Here is a 20,278-nt window from a genome sequence, read left to right on the forward strand (position 1 = left end):
TAAATTTGAAGTTTAGAGTTTTGAGAAGTAATCCGGTGTAGTAAAGACATAAAGTACTTTGCTAGAATCAATTTTTTAATTGCAATTAAATCAATAGTAAAAACTATGATGAATAATAGAAATAATAATAATAAAGATAAGAATCCTGTAAAAAGATTCAATAAAATATCTATCGGTCTTGCTTCTCCAGAATCTATCTTGAAAGAGTCTCGAGGTGAAGTTTTAAAACCAGAAACAATAAACTACCGTACGCACAAGCCTGAGCGTGATGGTCTTTTCTGCGAAAGAATATTTGGACCTGTTAAGGATTTCGAATGTGCTTGTGGAAAATACAAAAGAATTCGTTACAAAGGGATCATCTGTGACCGTTGTGGTGTTGAAGTTACGGAGAAAAAAGTACGTAGAGATAGAGTAGGTCACATCAATCTTGTTGTGCCAATCGCTCATATCTGGTATTTCCGTTCTCTTCCAAATAAAATTGGTTATATCCTTGGTCTTCCATCTAAGAAATTAGATATGATTATTTACTACGAAAGATACGTAGTAATCCAAGCTGGTATTGCTAAAAATGCTGAAGGTGAATCAGTTCAAAGATTAGATTTCTTAACAGAAGAAGAATATTTGAACATCTTAGATACTCTTCCAGCGGATAATCAGTATTTAGATGATTTCGATCCTAATAAATTTGTTGCCAAAATGGGAGCAGAGTGTATTATGGACTTATTAGCACGTATTGATTTAGACCAGTTGTCTTACCAATTGCGTCACTCAGCTAATAATGAAACGTCTAAACAACGTAAAACTGAAGCCTTAAAGAGATTACAAGTTGTTGAGTCTTTCCGTGAGTCTAACTTAAATCGTGAAAACCGTCCTGAATGGATGATTATGAAAGTGGTTCCAGTTATTCCACCAGAATTACGTCCGCTTGTGCCTCTTGATGGAGGTCGTTTTGCGACTTCAGATTTAAATGACTTATACCGTCGTGTAATCATCCGTAACAACCGTTTGAAAAGATTAATGGAAATCAAAGCTCCAGAAGTGATCTTAAGAAACGAAAAACGTATGTTGCAAGAATCGGTAGATTCATTATTTGATAATACAAGAAAAGCATCTGCAGTTAAAACAGAATCAAACAGACCATTAAAATCATTATCTGATTCCCTTAAAGGTAAGCAAGGACGTTTCCGTCAAAACTTACTTGGAAAACGTGTGGATTATTCTGCTCGTTCTGTAATTGTTGTTGGACCTGAATTGAAATTGTTCGAATGTGGTATCCCAAAAGATATGGCTGCCGAATTATACAAGCCTTTTGTTATCCGTAAATTGATAGAAAGAGGAATTGTAAAAACTGTTAAATCAGCTAAGAAAATAATAGACAAGAAAGAGCCTGTAGTTTGGGATATCCTTGAAAATGTAATTAAAGGTCACCCGATTTTACTGAATCGTGCCCCTACTTTGCACAGACTTGGTATTCAAGCTTTCCAACCAAAATTAATTGAAGGAAAAGCAATCCAATTACACCCTTTAGTTTGTACGGCCTTTAATGCGGATTTTGATGGGGATCAAATGGCAGTTCACTTGCCATTAGGACCAGAAGCTATCCTTGAAGCTCAATTATTAATGTTGGCTTCACATAATATATTAAACCCTGCAAATGGTGCTCCAATTACGGTACCATCTCAGGATATGGTCTTGGGTCTATATTATATGACCAAAGAAAGATTGACTACTCCAGAGAAAAAGATTTTAGGTCAAGATTTGACTTTCTATTCTGCTGAAGAAGTTAATATCGCATTAAATGAAGGAAGATTAGAATTGAATGCTCGTGTTAGAATTAGAGCTAAAGATTTTAATGACGCTGGAGAATTAGTGTTTAAAATTATTCAAACAACTGCAGGACGTGTATTATTTAATGAAGTAGTACCAGAAGCAGCTGGATATATCAATGATGTATTGACTAAGAAAAACCTTAGAGATATTATCGGTCACGTATTAAATTCAACAAGTGTTCCGGAAACGGCTGCCTTCTTGGATAATATGAAAGATATGGGGTATAAATTTGCCTTTAGAGGAGGTTTATCTTTCTCATTAGGTGATATTAGAATTCCAGATCAAAAACCACAATTGATTGCTGATGCTAGAGAGCAAGTAGAAGGAATTTCTGCTAACTACAACATGGGTCTTATTACAAATAACGAACGTTACAACCAAGTTATTGATGTTTGGACTTCTGCAAATGCACAATTGACTGAGTTAGCGATGAAAAACATTAGAGAAGACCAACAAGGTTTCAACTCTGTGTATATGATGCTTGATTCTGGGGCGAGGGGTTCTAAGGAACAAATTCGTCAGTTAACTGGTATGCGTGGATTGATGGCTAAGCCTAAAAAATCGACTGCTGGTGGTGGAGAGATTATTGAAAACCCGATTCTTTCGAACTTTAAGGAAGGTCTTTCGATCTTAGAGTATTTCATTTCTACGCACGGTGCTCGTAAGGGTCTTGCGGATACGGCTCTGAAAACGGCAGATGCTGGTTACTTAACTCGTAGATTACATGACGTTTCTCAAGATGTTATTGTAAACATCGAAGATTGTGGAACTCTTAGAGGTGTTGAAGTTTCGGCATTGAAAAAGAATGAAGAAATCGTTGAATCATTAGGAGAAAGAATTTTAGGACGTGTTGCATTGCAAGATGTAGTTAATCCTTTAACTAATGAAGTTTTAGTTCAATCAGGACAACAAATTACAGAGGCAATTATGAAAGTAATTGAGGCTTCTCCAATCGAAAGTGTTGAAGTACGTTCACCTTTAGTTTGTGAGGCACCAAAAGGTATTTGTGCTAAATGTTATGGTAGAAACTTAGCTACTGGTAAAATGACTCAAAGAGGAGAAGCAGTTGGAGTAATTGCAGCTCAATCTATTGGGGAGCCAGGAACACAGTTAACTTTACGTACTTTCCACGTTGGAGGGGTTGCGGGAGGTATATCTGAGGAATCTAGTATTGTAACTCGTTTTGCAGGTAAACTAGAAATCGAAGATCTAAAAACTGTTAAGGGTGAGGATAACGATGGTAACGCAGTTGATATTGTTGTATCTCGTTCTACTGAATTGAAATTAATTGATGAAAAAACAGGTATCTTATTAAACACGCATAACATTCCTTACGGTTCAAGTATCTTTGTTAAAGATGGTGAATCAGTAGATAAAGGAACTGTGATCTGTAAATGGGATCCATATAATGGAGTTATTGTTTCTGAATTTACAGGAAAAATTGCTTACGAAGATTTAGAGCAAGGACAATCGTTTATGGTTGAGATTGATGAGCAAACTGGTTTCCAAGAAAAAGTAATTTCTGAGTCTAGAGCTAAAAAATTAATCCCTACTTTATTGGTTTACGGTAAAGATGGTGAATTGATCCGTTCCTATAACTTACCAGTTGGAGCCCACTTAATGGTTGATAACGGTGAGAAAATTAAAGCAGGTAAGGTATTGGTTAAAATCCCACGTCGTTCTTCTAAATCAGGAGATATTACAGGAGGTTTACCAAGAATTACAGAGTTGTTAGAAGCTCGTAATCCTTCAAACCCAGCGGTAGTTTCTGAAATTGATGGTGTTGTTTCTTTTGGAAAAATTAAAAGAGGTAACCGTGAGATTGTTATCGAATCTAAATTTGGTGATGTTAGAAAGTACCTAGTTAAACTTTCAAGTCAAATTCTTGTTCAAGAGAATGACTTCGTTAGAGCTGGTGTGCCTTTATCTGATGGAGCTATTACGCCAGACGATATTTTAAGAATTAAAGGGCCAGCAGCTGTTCAACAGTACTTGGTTAACGAGATTCAAGAAGTATACCGTTTACAAGGGGTAAAAATTAATGATAAGCACTTTGAGGTAGTAATACGTCAGATGATGCGTAAAGTAAGAGTTCAAGATCCAGGTGATACTTTATTCCTAGAAGATCAATTAATTCACACTAAAGATTTTATCGTTGAAAATGATAAATTATATGGTATGAAAGTTATTGAGGACGCTGGAGACTCAGCTAATCTGAAAGAAGGACAAATTGTTACTCCACGTGAGTTACGTGACGAGAATTCGTTATTGAAACGTAATGACAAGAATATTGTTGTGGCTCGTGATGTTATCACAGCAACTGGTACTCCTGTTTTACAAGGTATTACGAGAGCTTCGTTACAAACAAAATCATTCATCTCGGCAGCATCTTTCCAAGAGACAACTAAAGTATTAAACGAAGCTGCAGTAGCAGGTAAAGTAGATTACTTAGAAGGCTTGAAAGAAAATGTAATTGTAGGTCACAGAATTCCTGCTGGAACTGGTATGAGAGAATACGATCATACAATTGTAGGCTCTAAGGAAGATTACAATGATATGATGGCAAATAAAGAAGAATATATTTACTAACTTTAGTAATAAGTCCTTAGTAATTAGTGATTAGTCTTTTGACTAATCACTTTTTGCTATAAATTAGTTGCTAATCATTACTACTTAAAATATGAAAGAACAACAAGAGCAGATCAATATAGAATTAGATGAAAAAACAGCAGAGGGAATTTATTCCAACTTAGCTATTATTAATCATTCTTCCTCAGAGTTTGTACTCGACTTTGTAAGTATCATGCCTGGTATTCCTAAGGCTAAAGTGAAGTCAAGAATTGTATTGACACCACAGCATGCCAAAAGATTGCTCAAAGCTATTGGAGAGAATATTCACCGTTTTGAAATCGCTCATGGCGAAATTAAAGATAGTGAACAACCTGCAATTCCGCTTAATTTTGGTCCTGCAGGACAAGCATAGTTAACTAAAGGCTTCCATATTGGAAGCCTTTTTTTATGCTTAATAGTCGTTATGAGTAAATTGGTATCGGTTAAAATGCACAAATCATCTTTGTTCTGCAAGCCGTTCGTTAGTTAACGAGTATTCTAGCTATTCATCGTAATTATTTTAGGTAGGGGTATTGTGGTTGTATCTTTGTATAAGAATTGGCACTGATAGCTAATCAATTAGAAAAATATATAACTATGAACACTATATCTACACAAAACAAATCAAAAAACATGATACATATTTTATCTGTATTTGTTTGTGCATTACTTTTTAGTGTTTCAGGTTATAGCCAAAATGTAGGAGGTTCGCAAATTGCATCTTCTGAAGATGAAATCACTACAACTGTAGAAGTAAAATCAGAAAGCGCTAGAACTTCTTCTACTAATATGGAGTTTGTTCAGTGGTTCATGGGGACAAAACAAGATCCTAATACTACGATCTCTACAGAGGGAATAAACACAAAAAAACAAATCATGACTTCAGGTATTGCACCTAATCGTCTATTAATTAAAGCTTTTTTGAAGAAAGCGGTTAATTTCGAATCAGCTTTAGCATAATTAGATTTATAGTATACTAGTAGTAAGTACAAAAAAAAGCGCTAATTTTTAATTAGCGCTTTTTTTATGCTTTATTGTGTGGACTTGCTTATTCAAATTCCGAAGTAAAAAATAATTTTACGCTAGGATATTTGTTTTGTGTCATCTGAATCGTAAAATCAGAATCTGCAAGGAATACTAATTGCCCGTATTTGTCTTTAGCTAGGAATTTTTGTTTGATACGTTTGAATTCCTTGAATTCATCATTTTTTGGGTCATTAGGCTTAACCCAGCATGCTTTATGAACAGGGAAATTCTCATAGGTACATTTAGCGCCATATTCGTGCTCTAAACGGTATTGTATTACTTCGTATTGTAGTGCTCCAACTGTTCCAATGATTTTTCTGTTGTTCATTTCTAAAGTAAACAACTGCGCTACTCCTTCGTCCATCAATTGATCTACTCCTTTGTCCAGCTGTTTAGCTTTCATAGGATCAGCATTATTGATGTATCTAAAATGCTCTGGAGAGAAACTTGGAATTCCTTTGAAACTCATTATTTCTCCTTCGGTCAACGTGTCACCAATTTTGAAATTTCCAGTATCATGCAATCCTACGATGTCTCCTGGATAGGATATATCTACAATCTCTTTTTTCTCTGCAAAAAAAGCATTTGGACTTGAGAATTTTAAATTCTTTTTTTGACGAACATGGTAATACGGTTTGTTTCTTTCAAAGGTTCCCGACACAATTTTGATAAATGCCAGTCTATCTCTATGTTTCGGATCCATATTTGCATGAATTTTAAACACAAAACCAGTCATTTTTTCTTCTTTAGGATCTACTAATCGAGTTTCAGACTCTTTTGGTCTTGGAGAAGGAGCAATTTGTACAAAGCAATCTAGTAGTTCTCTTACCCCAAAATTATTTAAGGCTGAACCAAAGAAAACAGGTTGCAGTTTACCGTCAAGATAATCTTGTCGATCAAATTTAGGATACACTTCATCGATCAATTCTAATTCTTCACGTAAAGTGTCAGCTGGTTTTTGCCCAATAATTTTTTCTAATTCAGGATTCTGTACATCAGAAAAAGCAATTGTTTCTTCTATGTTTTTACGATTATCTCCGCTAAACAAGTTGATGTTTTGTTCCCATAAATTGTAGATACCTTGAAAATCGTATCCCATACCTATAGGAAAACTAAGAGGGGTAACTGTTAATCCTAGCTTTTGTTCTACTTCGTCCATTAGGTCAAATGCATCTTTACCTTCACGGTCCATTTTATTGATAAAAACAATAATTGGAATTTTACGCATTCTACAAACGGCAACTAACTTCTCTGTTTGTTCCTCAACTCCTTTTGCTACGTCAATTACTACGATTACACTATCTACTGCAGTTAATGTTCTAAAAGTGTCCTCTGCAAAATCCTTGTGTCCTGGTGTATCGAGGATATTTATTTTTTTATCCTGATAATTAAAAGCAAGAACAGATGTCGATACAGAAATCCCTCTTTGACGTTCGATTTCCATAAAGTCACTCGTAGCGCCTTTTTTTATTTTATTGTTCTTAACGGCACCTGCTTCTTGGATGGCTCCTCCAAACAGTAACAGTTTTTCTGTTAGGGTAGTTTTACCAGCATCAGGGTGCGATATGATTCCGAAAGTTCTTCTTCGTTGTATTTCTGTTAAAAAGCTCATGTGTGATATAAATAGTTTGCAAAAGTACTATTTATATATGCTATTTAAAAATAAATAAGAGTTGTGTTTATTTACTTGAAAACTATGGTAGTTAGTAGGCTTTTGCGGCCTTAAAGACGTTTCTTGGAATAGGTATGTCAAAGAGTGGTTTTATTATGCTACTACAGCTAGATAATCTCTATAAATTTTTGTTAATAGTAGAGCTGATACTTGTTTAATGTAATCGAATTGTTATTTTTGTTCGTTTTAAATTTGAAAAATGTTCTGTAGGAACGGCTTTATTTCTTGGTACTTATAATGTATATTTGAATTCAATAAAGATACATTATACTATTGGGAGAAGATTTTAAATCAAATAACGGAATATAATTTAAATACATTATTATTAAAACATTGAAAATGAAATTCATAACCAATAAATTTGCACTTTTATTTTTTCTTATGCTCTTTGTGAATGCAGTAACGCAAGCGCAGGAAATAATTAAAGATTCAGTTGTTGAACCTGTTAAAAAAGTGGCTACAGGTAAAAGATTAAAAATAGATGGTGTAATTGCAACTGTTGGAGATTATATTGTTTTGGACTCTGATATTGATAAATCTTTTTTAGAACTTTCTACAAACGGAAACTCAGTAAAAGATATTACTAGATGCCAGATGTTAGGTAAGTTGTTAGAAGACAAACTATATGCCCATCAAGCTATTCAGGATAGTATCGTGGTTACTGATGCCGAGATAAAAGGTGTGATGGAGGAGAAGCTTGATTTTATCGTTGGAAAAATTGGCTCCATGGATAAGGTGGTAGAATATTATAAGAAGAATTCTGAAGAAGAGTTGAAATCTTACTTTTTTGATATTTTAAAGGAACAAAGGTTAAGTTCTGAAATGCAAAAGAAGATTGTTGAGGAAGTAGAAATCACTCCTGAGGAGGTTCGTAACTTTTTTAAAGGTATTCCTAAAGATGAATTACCACTTTTTGGTGCAGAGATGGAAGTAGCGCAAATTGTGGTAACACCTAAGATTTCTGAAGCTGAAAAGCAGAAAGTGAGAGATAAACTAAACGAGTTTAAAAAGGATGTTCAAGAAGGTTCTAGTTTTTCTACGAAGGCTGTACTTTATTCCAAAGATCCTGGCTCAGCAACAAATGGAGGGTTTTATAAAATGAATCGCAAAACACCTTTTGTAAAAGAATTTAAAGATGTAGCTTTTAGTTTAGAAGAAGGAGAAATTTCGGCGCCGTTCGAAACTGATTTTGGTTTTCATATTATATATGTGGAAAAAATTAAAGGGCAAGAGATAGAATTACGTCATATATTGTTAATTCCTTCAGTTTCGGAAGACGAAGTTAAAGTTGCAAAAGAAAAAATTACATTAATCAGAAATAAGATTATAGACAAAAAAATAACATTTGCTGAAGCGGCTAGAACAGAGTCAGATCAAAAAGAAACCAAAGCTAACGGAGGTGTGTTAATTAATCCGAATACGCAAGATACACGATTTGAATTGACAAAAATGGATCCTTCTTTATACAATCAAGTTTCTAATTTAAAGGATGATTCTATTTCGCAACCGATCTTGGATACAGATGAAAATGGAAAAAAGAGTTATAAGATAATCACAGTTACGAATAGAATTAATGAGCATACTGCTGATTACGCTACTGACTATATTAAAATAAAAGATTTAGCTTTGAAGGAGAAGAGAATTAAAGCTATTGGAGTTTGGTTTGAAGAAAAAATCAAGGAAACTTATATTAGTATTCTTGGTGAATATAGAGATTGTGACTTTACAAACAACTGGTTAAAAAAATAATTTTTATAGAATAAACAAAAAGAGTTAGCTTTATGATTTCATAGAGTTAGCTCTTTTTTAATTTAAATACCATTCGAAATGTCTGACGTTGCAGCGATACAAAATCTGGTTCTAAAAAGAAACCAGCTAAAAAATGAAATAGCTAAAGTTATAGTAGGGCAGGATGCCGTGGTAGATCAAATCTTAATTTGTATCTTTTCAGGAGGTCATGCTTTATTAGTGGGTGTTCCAGGGCTAGCGAAGACATTATTGGTGAATACTTTGGCGCAAGCGTTAGGCTTGGATTTTAAAAGAATTCAATTTACTCCTGATTTGATGCCGTCAGATATACTAGGTAGCGAGATTTTAGATGAAAATCGCCAATTTAAATTCATTAAAGGGCCTATATTTTCCAATATCATTCTTGCAGATGAAATTAATAGAACACCACCTAAAACACAGGCGGCACTTTTGGAAGCGATGCAGGAACGATCGGTAACTATTGCAGGTGAAAATCATAAATTAGATTTACCTTATTTTGTTTTAGCTACGCAAAACCCAATTGAGCAAGAAGGGACTTATCCTTTACCTGAAGCACAATTAGACCGTTTTATGTTTGCGATAAAACTAGAGTACCCTTCATTTGAAGAAGAAGTTCAAGTGGTAAAAAGAACAACTTCGACTGTTGTAACGGATATCAATGCTTTGTTTACTGCTCAAGAAATTATAGATTTTCAGCAATTAGTAAGAAGAATTCCTGTAGCAGATAATGTTATCGAGTATGCGGTTGCTTTAGTTGGTAAAACTCGACCTGATAGTCCTTTGACCAATGATTTTGTAAAAAATTATGTAGACTGGGGAGCAGGGCCTAGAGCTTCTCAAAATTTAATTTTAGCTGCCAAAACACATGCAGCTTTCAATGGTAAGTATTCACCAGATATTGAAGATGTAAAAGCAGTTGCAGTTGGTATTTTGCGTCATAGAATTATTAAAAACTACAAAGCAGATGCCGAGGGTATCACTGAGGAAATTATAATTGGAAAATTGCTGTAAGTGTTAAGTTATATCAATTTAAACTCAAATTTTTGTTTCAACTATATCGTTTTCTTAAGCAAATCATTTTTCTTAATTTACGGAGAGCGATAATAGGGTCGTTAAATTATGAAATTATTATTTTTATGTTAAAATTTTAAAATTTTACTATTTTTAAGCATCAAAAATTACTATTAAAGAATAATAATTTTTCAAAAGCTCCGTTCTATTAAATTTTTTTTAATTTCAGGTTAAATAACTAAATTTGCATCACGAATTTTAAAAATCATCATTTTGTGCTTTTTATAATTATGCCAAGTTTAAAAAAATAGCCTTGAAAATTGAAAATATTTCTATTATGAACATTTACAACGATTACCTACAAGAAATCGAAGAGCGAAAAGGTCAAGGACTTAATCCTAAGCCGATAGATGGTGCTGACTTATTAAGCGCAATCATTTCACAAATAAAAGAGCAAACAAACGTCAATCGCGAAGCGTCTCTCAAGTTTTTTATCTACAATACAGTTCCGGGTACAACTCCTGCAGCAGCTATAAAAGCTAAATTTTTGAAAGAAATTGTTTTAGGAGAATCAGTAGTTGCTGAAATCACTCCTACTTTTGCTTTTGAATTATTGTCGCATATGAAAGGTGGGCCTTCCATTGAAGTTTTGCTTGATTTAGCTCTAGGTAATGATATTGCTATTGCTAAGGAAGCTGCAAAAGTACTTAAAACTCAATTTTTCCTTTACGAAGCTGATACAGATCGTTTAGAAGCTGCTTACAAAGCTGGAAATGAAATCGCAAAAGAAATTTTGGTGAGCTATGCTAAGGCAGAATTCTTTACAAAACTCCCAGAAGTTGTCGAAGAAATAAAAGTAGTTACTTATGTGGCTGGTGAAGGAGATATCTCTACAGATTTATTGTCTCCAGGAAACCAAGCGCATTCTAGATCAGACCGTGAACTTCATGGTAAATGTTTGATTTCTCCACAAGCACAGGACGAAATTCAAGCTTTGCAAGCGCAACACCCTGATAAAAGTGTGATGTTAATTGCTGAAAAAGGTACAATGGGTGTGGGATCTTCTAGAATGTCAGGAGTGAACAATGTGGCACTTTGGACAGGTAAAAAAGCTAGTCCTTATGTTCCTTTTATAAACATTGCTCCAATTGTAGCAGGTACAAACGGAATCTCTCCAATTTTCTTGACAACGGTTGATGTTACTGGTGGAATTGGTTTAGACCTTCAAAACTGGGTAAAAGTAGTTGACGAAAACGGAAATGCAGTACGCAATGAAAATGGTGATGTTGTTCTTGAAGAAGCGTATTCTGTAGCAACAGGTACCGTTCTTACAATCAATACTAAAACGAAGAAATTATACAATGGGGACAAAGAGCTAAAAGATATTTCTAAAGCTTTTACACCTCAAAAAATGGAATTTATCAAAGCAGGTGGATCATACGCTATTGTTTTTGGTAAAAAGCTACAAACTTTTGCGTCAAAAACGTTAGGTATCGATATCGTTCCCGTTTTTGCTCCGTCAAAAGAAGTTTCTGTTGAGGGACAAGGACTTACTGCAGTGGAGAAAATTTTCAACAAAAATGCAGTTGGAACAACTCCAGGTAAAGTGTTACATGCAGGATCAGATGTGCGTGTAGAGGTAAACATTGTTGGGTCTCAAGATACAACTGGTTTAATGACTTCACAAGAGTTAGAGTCTATGGCTGCAACAGTTATTTCTCCAATCGTGGATGGTGCTTATCAATCAGGTTGCCATACAGCATCAGTTTGGGATAATAAGTCGAAAGCTAATATTCCTAGATTAATGAAGTTTATGAATGATTTCGGTTTGATCACAGCGCGCGACCCAAAAGGGGAGTATTTGGCTATGACTGACGTTATTCATAAAGTATTGAATGATATTACAGTGGATGAGTGGGCGATCATTATTGGTGGTGACTCGCATACGAGAATGTCAAAAGGGGTTGCTTTTGGTGCCGATTCAGGGACAGTTGCACTTGCATTGGCTACGGGTGAGGCTTCTATGCCAATTCCAGAATCAGTAAAAGTGACTTTCAAAGGCAACATGAAAACGTACATGGACTTCCGTGATGTAGTACATGCTACTCAGTCTCAAATGTTGAAACAATTTGGAGGAGAGAATGTGTTCCAAGGTAGAATTATAGAGGTGCATTTAGGTACACTTACAGCGGATCAAGCCTTTACTTTTACAGACTGGACTGCAGAGATGAAAGCAAAAGCTTCTATATGCATTTCTGAGGATGAAACTTTGATCGAATCATTGTTGATTGCTAAGAAAAGAATCCAGATCATGATTGACAAAGGAATGGATAATGCGAAGCAAGTTCTTAAAGGATTAATTGCAATCGCTGATAAAAGAATTGCTGATATCAGATCGGGTGCAAAACCAGCTTTGACTCCTGATGCAAATGCGAAGTACTACGCAGAAGTAGTTATTGATCTTGATATCGTTCAAGAGCCAATGATTGCAGATCCAGATGTGAATAATGCAGATGTTTCTAAAAGATATACACATGATACGATTAGACCATTATCTTTTTATGGTGGAACTAAGAAAGTCGATTTAGGTTTTGTTGGATCTTGTATGGTTCACAAAGGAGATTTAAAAATTCTTTCTCAAATGTTGAAGAACATAGATCAGCAATTCGGTAAAGTGGAGTTTAAAGCACCACTTGTTGTTGCACCACCAACATACAATATTGTAGATGAGTTGAAAGCTGAAGGAGACTGGGAAGTTTTACAAAAATACTCAGGATTCGAATTTGATGATAACGCTCCAAAAGGGGTAGCGCGTACTGGATATGAAAATATTTTGTACCTAGAGCGTCCTGGATGTAACCTATGCATGGGAAACCAAGAAAAAGCGGCAAAAGGAGATACTGTAATGGCTACTTCTACACGTCTTTTCCAAGGTAGAGTTGTTGAGGATGCTGAAGGTAAAAAAGGAGAGTCTTTATTGTCTTCTACTCCAGTAGTTGTATTGTCTACAATTTTAGGTAGAACGCCAACCATGGATGAGTATAAAGCTGCTGTTAAGGGAATTAACCTAACGCAATTTGCGCCATCTCATAAATTATTAGTACAATAATTACTTTTATTTTTGTTAATTATATCAAAAAGCCTGAGTCTATGACTCGGGCTTTTTTTATTTTTTGTATCTTGTGGTATCTTAAAAACAACAATAAAAACAATTACATATGGCATTTGATATTGAAATGATAAAAAAAGTGTACGCTAACATGGCAAGTCGTGTTGATGCTGCACGTGAAGTTGTTGCTCGTCCGCTTACTTTAAGTGAGAAAATTTTATATAGTCACCTATGGGATGGTGAGGCAAAGCAAGCTTACAAGAGGGGAGTTGATTACGTAGACTTTGCCCCAGATAGAGTAGCGTGTCAAGATGCAACCGCTCAAATGGCTTTGTTGCAATTTATGCATGCAGGCAAGAAAACAGTTGCCGTTCCTACAACAGTGCATTGTGATCACTTAATTTTAGCTAAAGTGGGGGCTGAGAAAGATTTAGCTGTTGCAAAACAACAATCAAGCGAAGTTTTTGACTTTTTATCATCAGTTTCAGACAAATATGGAATTGGTTTCTGGAAACCAGGATCAGGGATTATTCATCAAATTGTTCTAGAAAATTATGCATTCCCAGGGGGAATGATGATTGGTACCGACTCACACACGGTAAATGCAGGTGGTTTGGGTATGTTGGCTATTGGAGTTGGTGGAGCTGATGCTGTAGATGTAATGTCAGGAATGGGTTGGGAATTAAAATTTCCTAAATTAATTGGAGTTAAATTAACGGGTAAATTATCTGGTTGGACAGCTCCAAAAGATGTTATTTTAAAAGTAGCTGATATTCTAACTGTAAAGGGTGGAACAGGGGCAATTGTTGAATATTTTGGTGAAGGTGCCACAAATATGTCGTGCACAGGTAAAGGAACCATTTGTAATATGGGAGCTGAAATTGGCGCTACGACATCTACTTTTGGTTATGATGATTCGATGCGCAGGTATTTAACTGCTACCGGCCGACAAGATGTAGTAGATGCCGCTGATAAGGTAGCGTCTTATTTGACAGGAGATCCTGAAGTATACGCAAATCCTGAGCAATATTTTGATCAAGTAATCGAAATTAATCTTTCAGAATTAGAGCCACATATCAACGGACCATTTACACCAGATCGTGGAACTCCTGTTTCTAAAATGAAGGAAGAAGCGGCTGCAAACAATTGGCCAATAAAAGTAGAATGGGGATTAATAGGTTCTTGTACTAATTCATCTTATGAGGATATGGCGCGAGCTGTTTCTATCGTAAATCAAGCTGTAGAGCACGGAATAACTCCAAAAGCAGAATTTGGTGTCAACCCCGGCTCTGAACAAATTAGATTTACAATCGAAAGAGACGGAATGATTGCTGCTTTCGAGAAAATGGGTACTAAGGTATTTACAAATGCTTGCGGACCTTGTATTGGACAATGGGATAGGGCAGGTGCTGATAAGCAAGAAAAAAACACAATTGTACATTCTTTCAATCGTAACTTTTCAAAGAGAGCAGATGGTAATCCTAATACTCACGCTTTTGTTACCTCGCCAGAAATGGTTGCTGCTTTAGCAATCGCTGGTAGGTTAGATTTTAACCCGCTTACGGATACTTTGTTAAATGACAAAGGGGAAGAAGTTAAATTGACAGCTCCGTTTGGAGACGAACTTCCTAAAAAAGGTTTCGATGTTGATGATAATGGGTTTCAAGCTCCGGCTAAAGATGGTTCGTCTGTAAAAATAGTTGTTGATGAGTCTTCAGACCGTTTGCAATTACTAGAGCCTTTTGAAGCGTGGGATGGAAAAAACATTACAGGTGCTAAATTACTAATTAAAGCATTTGGTAAATGTACTACAGATCATATTTCTATGGCTGGTCCATGGTTGCGTTTCCGTGGGCATTTAGATAATATTTCAAATAATATGTTGATTGGTGCAGTAAACGCTTACAATCAAAAAACTAACTCAGTAAAAAATCAATTGACAGGTGCGTATGATGCTGTTCCTGCAGTAGCACGTGCATACAAAGCAGCTGGTGTACCATCAATAGTTGTTGGTGATCATAATTACGGTGAAGGTTCTTCTCGCGAGCATGCTGCAATGGAGCCTCGTTTCCTTGGAGTAAAAGCGGTTTTAGTGAAATCATTTGCTCGTATTCACGAAACTAATCTTAAAAAACAAGGTTTATTAGGACTAACATTTGCAAATGAAGCTGATTATGATAAAATTCAAGAAGACGACACAATCAATATTATTGATTTGGTTGATTTTGCTCCTGGAAAACCATTATCTGTAGAGTTTGTACATGCAGATGGTTCTAAAGATATCATATTGGCAAATCATACTTATAACGAAGGACAAATTGGGTGGTATGTTGCTGGATCAGCTTTAAATTTAATTGCTGCTGAAGCATAAAGATTATAAAAGATATTTATTTAAAAGTGCGTGCTAAAAATTCACGCGCTTTTTTTATGACTTCACGTTTGTTAAAATCAATTTAAAAAGTTGTTAAAATAGCCGTGTTTTCTAGAAAGATTGGCTATTTTCGCTTTTAAGAAAGGTAACTTTTATCTCTAATCGTTACCTAATACAGACAAATGGTTGGGTTTTTAAATAAAAAATTGTATTATTGTCTGTAATTCAGCAGGATAGGTGAAAAAAAAAGGTTTTATGAAGTATAATAATTGGGTTTTAAGTTTGGTGTTTTTAGTTGGTTTTACTAGTTTTTCCCAAGAAAAATATTTAAAACACACTGTTGCAAAAGGGGAAACCATTAGCAAAATTGCACAGCAATACCACATAAAAGCCAATGCTATTTACGATCTTAATCCGGATGCACGAAATGGAATCAAGTTTAAATCAATACTTTTAATACCTAATTCGACTAAAGAAACGGCAAAAGTTACTGCAGTCATTCCTTCCAAAAAAAGTCAAAAAACGCACGCAGTACTCCCTAAGGAAACAATTTATGGTATCGCTAAACAATATGGTCTAACTGTTGCCGATTTATACAATGAAAATCCAACTCTAGAGCAAGCGGGATTACGTAAGGGAGGTACAATTAAAATTCCAATTACCGCAACAAATGCTTTAGTGCTGGGTCCGAATATAGCAACGTCTAACAACATTCAAAAGGAAGACACTTCTGTATCAAGAGTTGAAAATAATAATAGTGCTTCTACTGTAGTACGTGAAGTTTTGCCAAGTGAAACCAAATATGCAATAGCTCGTGAATATGGAATCTCTGTGTCGGATATCGAAGCTGCAAATCCTATTTTAGCTACTGAAACATTAAAAATAGGACAACAAATAATTATTCCTGCTAAATTAGATGCTGCATCAGCTACATCAGAAGTTGCTCAAGTCAATATCGAAGCTCCAACTTCAGTAAAGGCTTCAGCAGTCGAAAAGGAAACAACTACTTCTAAACCTGCACTTGTTCCTAATGCGGTTGTTTTATCTGAGGTAACAGAAACTGAATTTGTTAGAGAGGTACTTGCCAAGGAAACAAAATATGCCATAGCAAAAGAATACGGTATCTCAGTAGCAGAGTTGGAAAGACAGAATCCAAAAATAAAGAACGGTTTACCTGTTGGCTATCAATTAAATATCCGCAGTAAAAAAACAATCGAAAGTAAAAGTGCTTTTGTCGTAAAGGATGTAATCAATAACCCTAATGTAGATACTAATTACGACGTAAAAGCATTTCATGGAACTGATTTTTTAGATCAATTAGTTTCAACTGCTTCTGAGAATATAGGTACACGATACAGACCAGGTGGTACCACAAAAGCTGGTTTTGATTGCTCAGGTTTAATGTGTACCACTTTTGGAGCCTTTGACATCGATTTACCAAGAACTTCTTTGGAGCAGTCGCAATATGGTACTAAAATAAACAATGATGATGCTCAAAAAGGAGATTTAATTTTCTTTAAAACAAATGGTCGCGGTCAAGTTAATCATGTAGGTATGGTAGTTGAAGTTAATGATGGCGATATAAAATTCATTCATGCTTCTAATAGTGGAGTTATTATTTCATCAATCAAAGAGAAGTATTACAGCAAGAGAGTTACTCAAATCAATAGAGTTCTATAAGTTTCAGGACGGGACATTAATTCATAAAAAAAACTCTCAAGATTTTTCTTGAGAGTTTTTTTATGGTATCTATTCCTGCTGTCGTTACACTCTTATTGGTTCTCCTGCTTTTTATTTAGACTAGAAAGGAGCTTCTTTTAGTCGCTCTTTCTAGTCTATAAAAATGCAAGTTCACTTCAATAAGGAGTTTTACTCCCATCAGGGCTATTAAAAAGCAATGAGTTTTGACTTATGTTTGTCTAACCTAACAATTAATCTTTCTTTCTGAGGCTACTAATAATTGCCATAACATCTTGTTCGCCCAGGCCTTCTTGTTGAGCACTGAAATAGCTATCGTACAACGGATGAATCAAAGGAGAATCAAGACCCGCATCTTTAGCTAATCCCAAATCTTTTACTAAATGCTTCAAGGCAAATGCGGCAGGATAGGCATCATTAATAATTGAAGGTCCTTTAATTTTAGTGATTCCATTACCACATGCACCTTCATTAATGATAGAAAGCATATCTTCTTTTGCTACGCCATTTTGCTCTGCGAATAAAATAGTTTCTGCTAAACCTTGTAAATTTAAGCCTAGTAAATAATTAATCGCAAGTTTAGCTGAGCTGGCAACACCTGCTTCTCCTACATGGATTGCTATTTTACCTAATATGTCAAAAATAGGTTTTGCTATTTCAAAATTAGCTTTTGATGTACCTACTAAGATCACTAATGTCCCATCCTGCGCTGGCTTCACGCTACCTGATACAGGAGCATCTATAAAATTTAATTCATTTTCAAGGCACTTTTCTGCAAGGTAACGAGAGGTTTCTGGAGCAACTGTACTCATGTTGATAATTAGTTTTCCCGGATTTTTAGTTGCAAGCAGACCGTTTTTATTTTCAAAAACTTCTTTTACAGCCGCGTCATTAGATAACATAGTTATAACTACATCACAGCTTTTAATTAGTTCCGCAGGGCTAGTAGCTGAGGAAGCGCCAAGAGCTATAAGAGGAGATTCTTTATCTTTAGAGCGGTTGTACACAGTGATGTTGTAACCCGCTTTTAAAAGGTTTTGAACCATTGGGTTTCCCATATTTCCTAGTCCTATCCAGCCTATTTTTAATGTATTCATAGTGGTGTGTTTTATTTTTTAATGCGAAATCGCTAATAACAAATTTAAGCATATTCTTTGTTCGATAATCGTGTTCACCTGCTAAAAAGTAGTTGTAAAATAGAATTAATGTAAATTACAATGACAAATGAAAAAAGTAGGAACAAACCGAAAACTTTCTATTATATTTTCTAATCTTTGACCCTTAATTCAAAATGTAGTAAAATGAGCAGTACGAAACTAACAATTAATAAAAACGGATCTATCAAAATCGAAGGTGATTTTGAAATTGTAGATGGTCAGGGAAATGTATATGGTCTAGAAGGTAGAAAAGCTTTAGGTCTTTGTCGTTGTGGCTTATCTGCTAATAAGCCTTTTTGCGATGGATCGCACCGTAATAGTTTTGAGCACGAGCCGGCAGCATTTGATTTGCCACCGATGAAAACAAACTAATAGACTTGAAGTTTAGTGACAAATAAAAAAATCGACATTGGTGACAATGCCGATTTTTTTATTTTTATGCTAATTAGGAATTAATAGAGTTGTTCGATTATTACTTTCTTAAGGATTTCTAAAAAATGTATATCTTTAACCAAACCAAAACCAAAACCAAAAATATGCAAGAAGATAATCAAGAGGATTTTAAGCGCGAACTGGGATTACTAGACGGAACAATGCTAGTAGCGGGTTCGATGATAGGATCTGGGATTTTTATAGTAAGTTCAGATATGGTGCGACAGTTGGGATCTGCAGGGTGGTTAATTGCCATGTGGGTTTTAACCGGATTACTAACCGTAGTTGCTGCTGTAAGCTATGGAGAGCTTAGCGCGATGTTTCCAAAAGCGGGTGGCCAATATGTTTATATAAAAGAAGCGTATGGTAAGCTCGTAGGTTTTTTGTACGGTTGGAGTTTTTTTGCCGTTATTCAAACAGGAACTATTGCGGCCGTAGGAGTTGCTTTCTCTAAGTTTGCTGCTTATTTGTTTCCTTCTTTTAGTGATAAAAACATACTTTATGAGTTGGGCGACTTTAAATTAAATGCGGCTCAAATTGTATCGATAGTTACGATTGTTTTATTGAGTTACGTAAATAGTCGTGGAGTTAAAAATTCAAAAATTTTACAGACTGTTCTTACTGTAATCAAAATTTTATCATTGGCAGGATTAATTATTTTTGGTTTTCTCGCCGCTAGGGCCGAAGTTTGGGATGCAAACTGGACTAACGCTTGGGCTTCGTCCTCTTTGGATGTGACTACAGGTTCTTGGACATCGATAAGTGGTGTTACATTAATTTCGGCTATTTCGGCAGCCCTTGTAGGTTCAATGTTTTCTAGTGTAGCATGGGAAGGCGTTACTTTTATCGCTGGTGAGATCAAAAACCCAAAACGTAATGTGGGTCTAAGTTTATTTTTAGGAACGCTAATAGTAAGTTCTATTTATATTATTGCAAATTTTATGTATTTGTCCGTTGTGCCTTTGCAGGAAATTGCAACAGCAGAATCTGATAGAGTTGCTGTAGTGGCGTCTCAATACATTTTTGGTTCAGTAGGGACTTTACTGATTGCAGTTACGATAATGATTTCGACTTTTGCATGTAATAATGGTTTGATCATGGCAGGTGCGAGAGTATACTACACCATGGCTAAAGATGGGCTGTTTTTTAAGAAGGCAGCACAATTAAATGAAGCAAAAGTTCCCGCCTGGTCTATCTGGGTGCAATGTTTTTGGGCATCGGCTTTATGTCTTACTGGTAAATATGGTGATTTGCTTGACTTTGTTGTGATTATTGTTTTGATATTTTATATCTTAACTATATTAGGTATTTTTATTTTACGAAAAAAAATGCCTAACGCTGAACGACCTTATAAAGCATTTATGTATCCTTTTTTACCTGCATTTTACATTATAGTTGCTTCTGCTATTTGTGTTGCTCTATTGTATACAAAAACGAGTACCAGTGGTTGGGGAGTATTGATTATGTTATTAGGGATACCTATTTATTATCTAACAAAAGCTAAAGAGTAATTTAATGTAATTTGAAGTGCAATACCAGTCTTATTTTATGTGGAGAGCAGATTCAAATTTAATAACAGCAAAAAATCCATT

12 protein-coding genes are annotated in these 20,278 nt (G+C 35.2%); 10 read left to right on the top strand and 2 right to left on the bottom strand.

Going from position 1 to position 20,278, the window contains the following annotated elements; all coding sequences use genetic code 11:
* The first annotated feature begins 105 nt into the window (after positions 1-105).
* The 3 genes from rpoC to H8R22_RS05945 all read left to right on the top strand — a co-directional run bounded on the left by rpoC (position 106) and on the right by H8R22_RS05945 (position 5,400).
* Positions 106-4,419, top strand: coding sequence for a DNA-directed RNA polymerase subunit beta' (gene rpoC / locus H8R22_RS05935; RefSeq protein ID WP_187008484.1), 4,314 nt, complete (start codon positions 106-108; stop codon positions 4,417-4,419).
* 91 nt (positions 4,420-4,510) lie between these two features.
* Entirely contained in the window at positions 4,511-4,813 is a 303-nt protein-coding gene (locus tag H8R22_RS05940; protein WP_187008483.1) for a DUF3467 domain-containing protein, read from the top strand.
* Between the two features lie 224 nt (positions 4,814-5,037).
* The gene (locus tag H8R22_RS05945) at positions 5,038-5,400 is read left to right on the top strand and encodes a hypothetical protein (protein ID WP_187008482.1); all 363 of its coding nucleotides are present in this window, start codon (positions 5,038-5,040) and stop codon (positions 5,398-5,400) included.
* A gap of 88 nt (positions 5,401-5,488) precedes the next feature.
* Here the strand turns inward: H8R22_RS05945 and H8R22_RS05950 are convergent, their stop codons facing one another.
* Positions 5,489-7,078 carry a peptide chain release factor 3 gene (locus H8R22_RS05950; RefSeq protein ID WP_187008481.1) on the bottom strand — a complete coding sequence of 530 codons (1,590 nt, stop codon included), beginning with the start codon at positions 7,076-7,078 and terminating at the stop codon, positions 5,489-5,491.
* Positions 7,079-7,477: 399 nt separating this feature from the next.
* Between H8R22_RS05950 and H8R22_RS05955 the strand changes: the two genes are divergently transcribed.
* From H8R22_RS05955 to H8R22_RS05975, 5 genes are all read left to right on the top strand, one after another.
* Positions 7,478-8,887 carry a peptidylprolyl isomerase gene (locus H8R22_RS05955; RefSeq protein ID WP_222616877.1) on the top strand — a complete coding sequence of 470 codons (1,410 nt, stop codon included), beginning with the start codon at positions 7,478-7,480 and terminating at the stop codon, positions 8,885-8,887.
* 78 nt (positions 8,888-8,965) lie between these two features.
* The gene (locus H8R22_RS05960; RefSeq protein ID WP_187008480.1) at positions 8,966-9,919 is read left to right on the top strand and encodes an AAA family ATPase; all 954 of its coding nucleotides are present in this window, start codon (positions 8,966-8,968) and stop codon (positions 9,917-9,919) included.
* A gap of 337 nt (positions 9,920-10,256) precedes the next feature.
* The gene (locus tag H8R22_RS05965; RefSeq protein WP_187008479.1) at positions 10,257-13,028 is read left to right on the top strand and encodes a bifunctional aconitate hydratase 2/2-methylisocitrate dehydratase; all 2,772 of its coding nucleotides are present in this window, start codon (positions 10,257-10,259) and stop codon (positions 13,026-13,028) included.
* 109 nt (positions 13,029-13,137) lie between these two features.
* Complete coding sequence (locus H8R22_RS05970) at positions 13,138-15,399, top strand: aconitate hydratase (RefSeq protein ID WP_187008478.1); 2,262 nt, start codon at positions 13,138-13,140, stop codon at positions 15,397-15,399.
* A gap of 255 nt (positions 15,400-15,654) precedes the next feature.
* Positions 15,655-17,079 carry a peptidoglycan endopeptidase gene (locus tag H8R22_RS05975; RefSeq protein ID WP_187008477.1) on the top strand — a complete coding sequence of 475 codons (1,425 nt, stop codon included), beginning with the start codon at positions 15,655-15,657 and terminating at the stop codon, positions 17,077-17,079.
* A gap of 251 nt (positions 17,080-17,330) precedes the next feature.
* Here the strand turns inward: H8R22_RS05975 and H8R22_RS05980 are convergent, their stop codons facing one another.
* Positions 17,331-18,194 carry an NAD(P)-dependent oxidoreductase gene (locus tag H8R22_RS05980; RefSeq protein WP_187008476.1) on the bottom strand — a complete coding sequence of 288 codons (864 nt, stop codon included), beginning with the start codon at positions 18,192-18,194 and terminating at the stop codon, positions 17,331-17,333.
* 204 nt (positions 18,195-18,398) lie between these two features.
* On the opposite strand from H8R22_RS05980, the gene H8R22_RS05985 reads away from it, so the two are divergent.
* Together H8R22_RS05985 and H8R22_RS05990 are read left to right on the top strand one after the other, a co-directional pair.
* Positions 18,399-18,626 carry a CDGSH iron-sulfur domain-containing protein gene (locus H8R22_RS05985; RefSeq protein ID WP_187008475.1) on the top strand — a complete coding sequence of 76 codons (228 nt, stop codon included), beginning with the start codon at positions 18,399-18,401 and terminating at the stop codon, positions 18,624-18,626.
* 164 nt (positions 18,627-18,790) lie between these two features.
* Positions 18,791-20,197 (top strand): APC family permease, encoded by a 1,407-nt coding sequence (locus H8R22_RS05990; protein WP_187008474.1) that lies wholly within the window; start codon positions 18,791-18,793, stop codon positions 20,195-20,197.
* Positions 20,198-20,278 lie beyond the last annotated feature (81 nt).

Origin of the sequence: Flavobacterium kayseriense (assembly GCF_014305095.1) — a bacterium.
GTDB lineage: Bacteria > Bacteroidota > Bacteroidia > Flavobacteriales > Flavobacteriaceae > Flavobacterium > Flavobacterium kayseriense.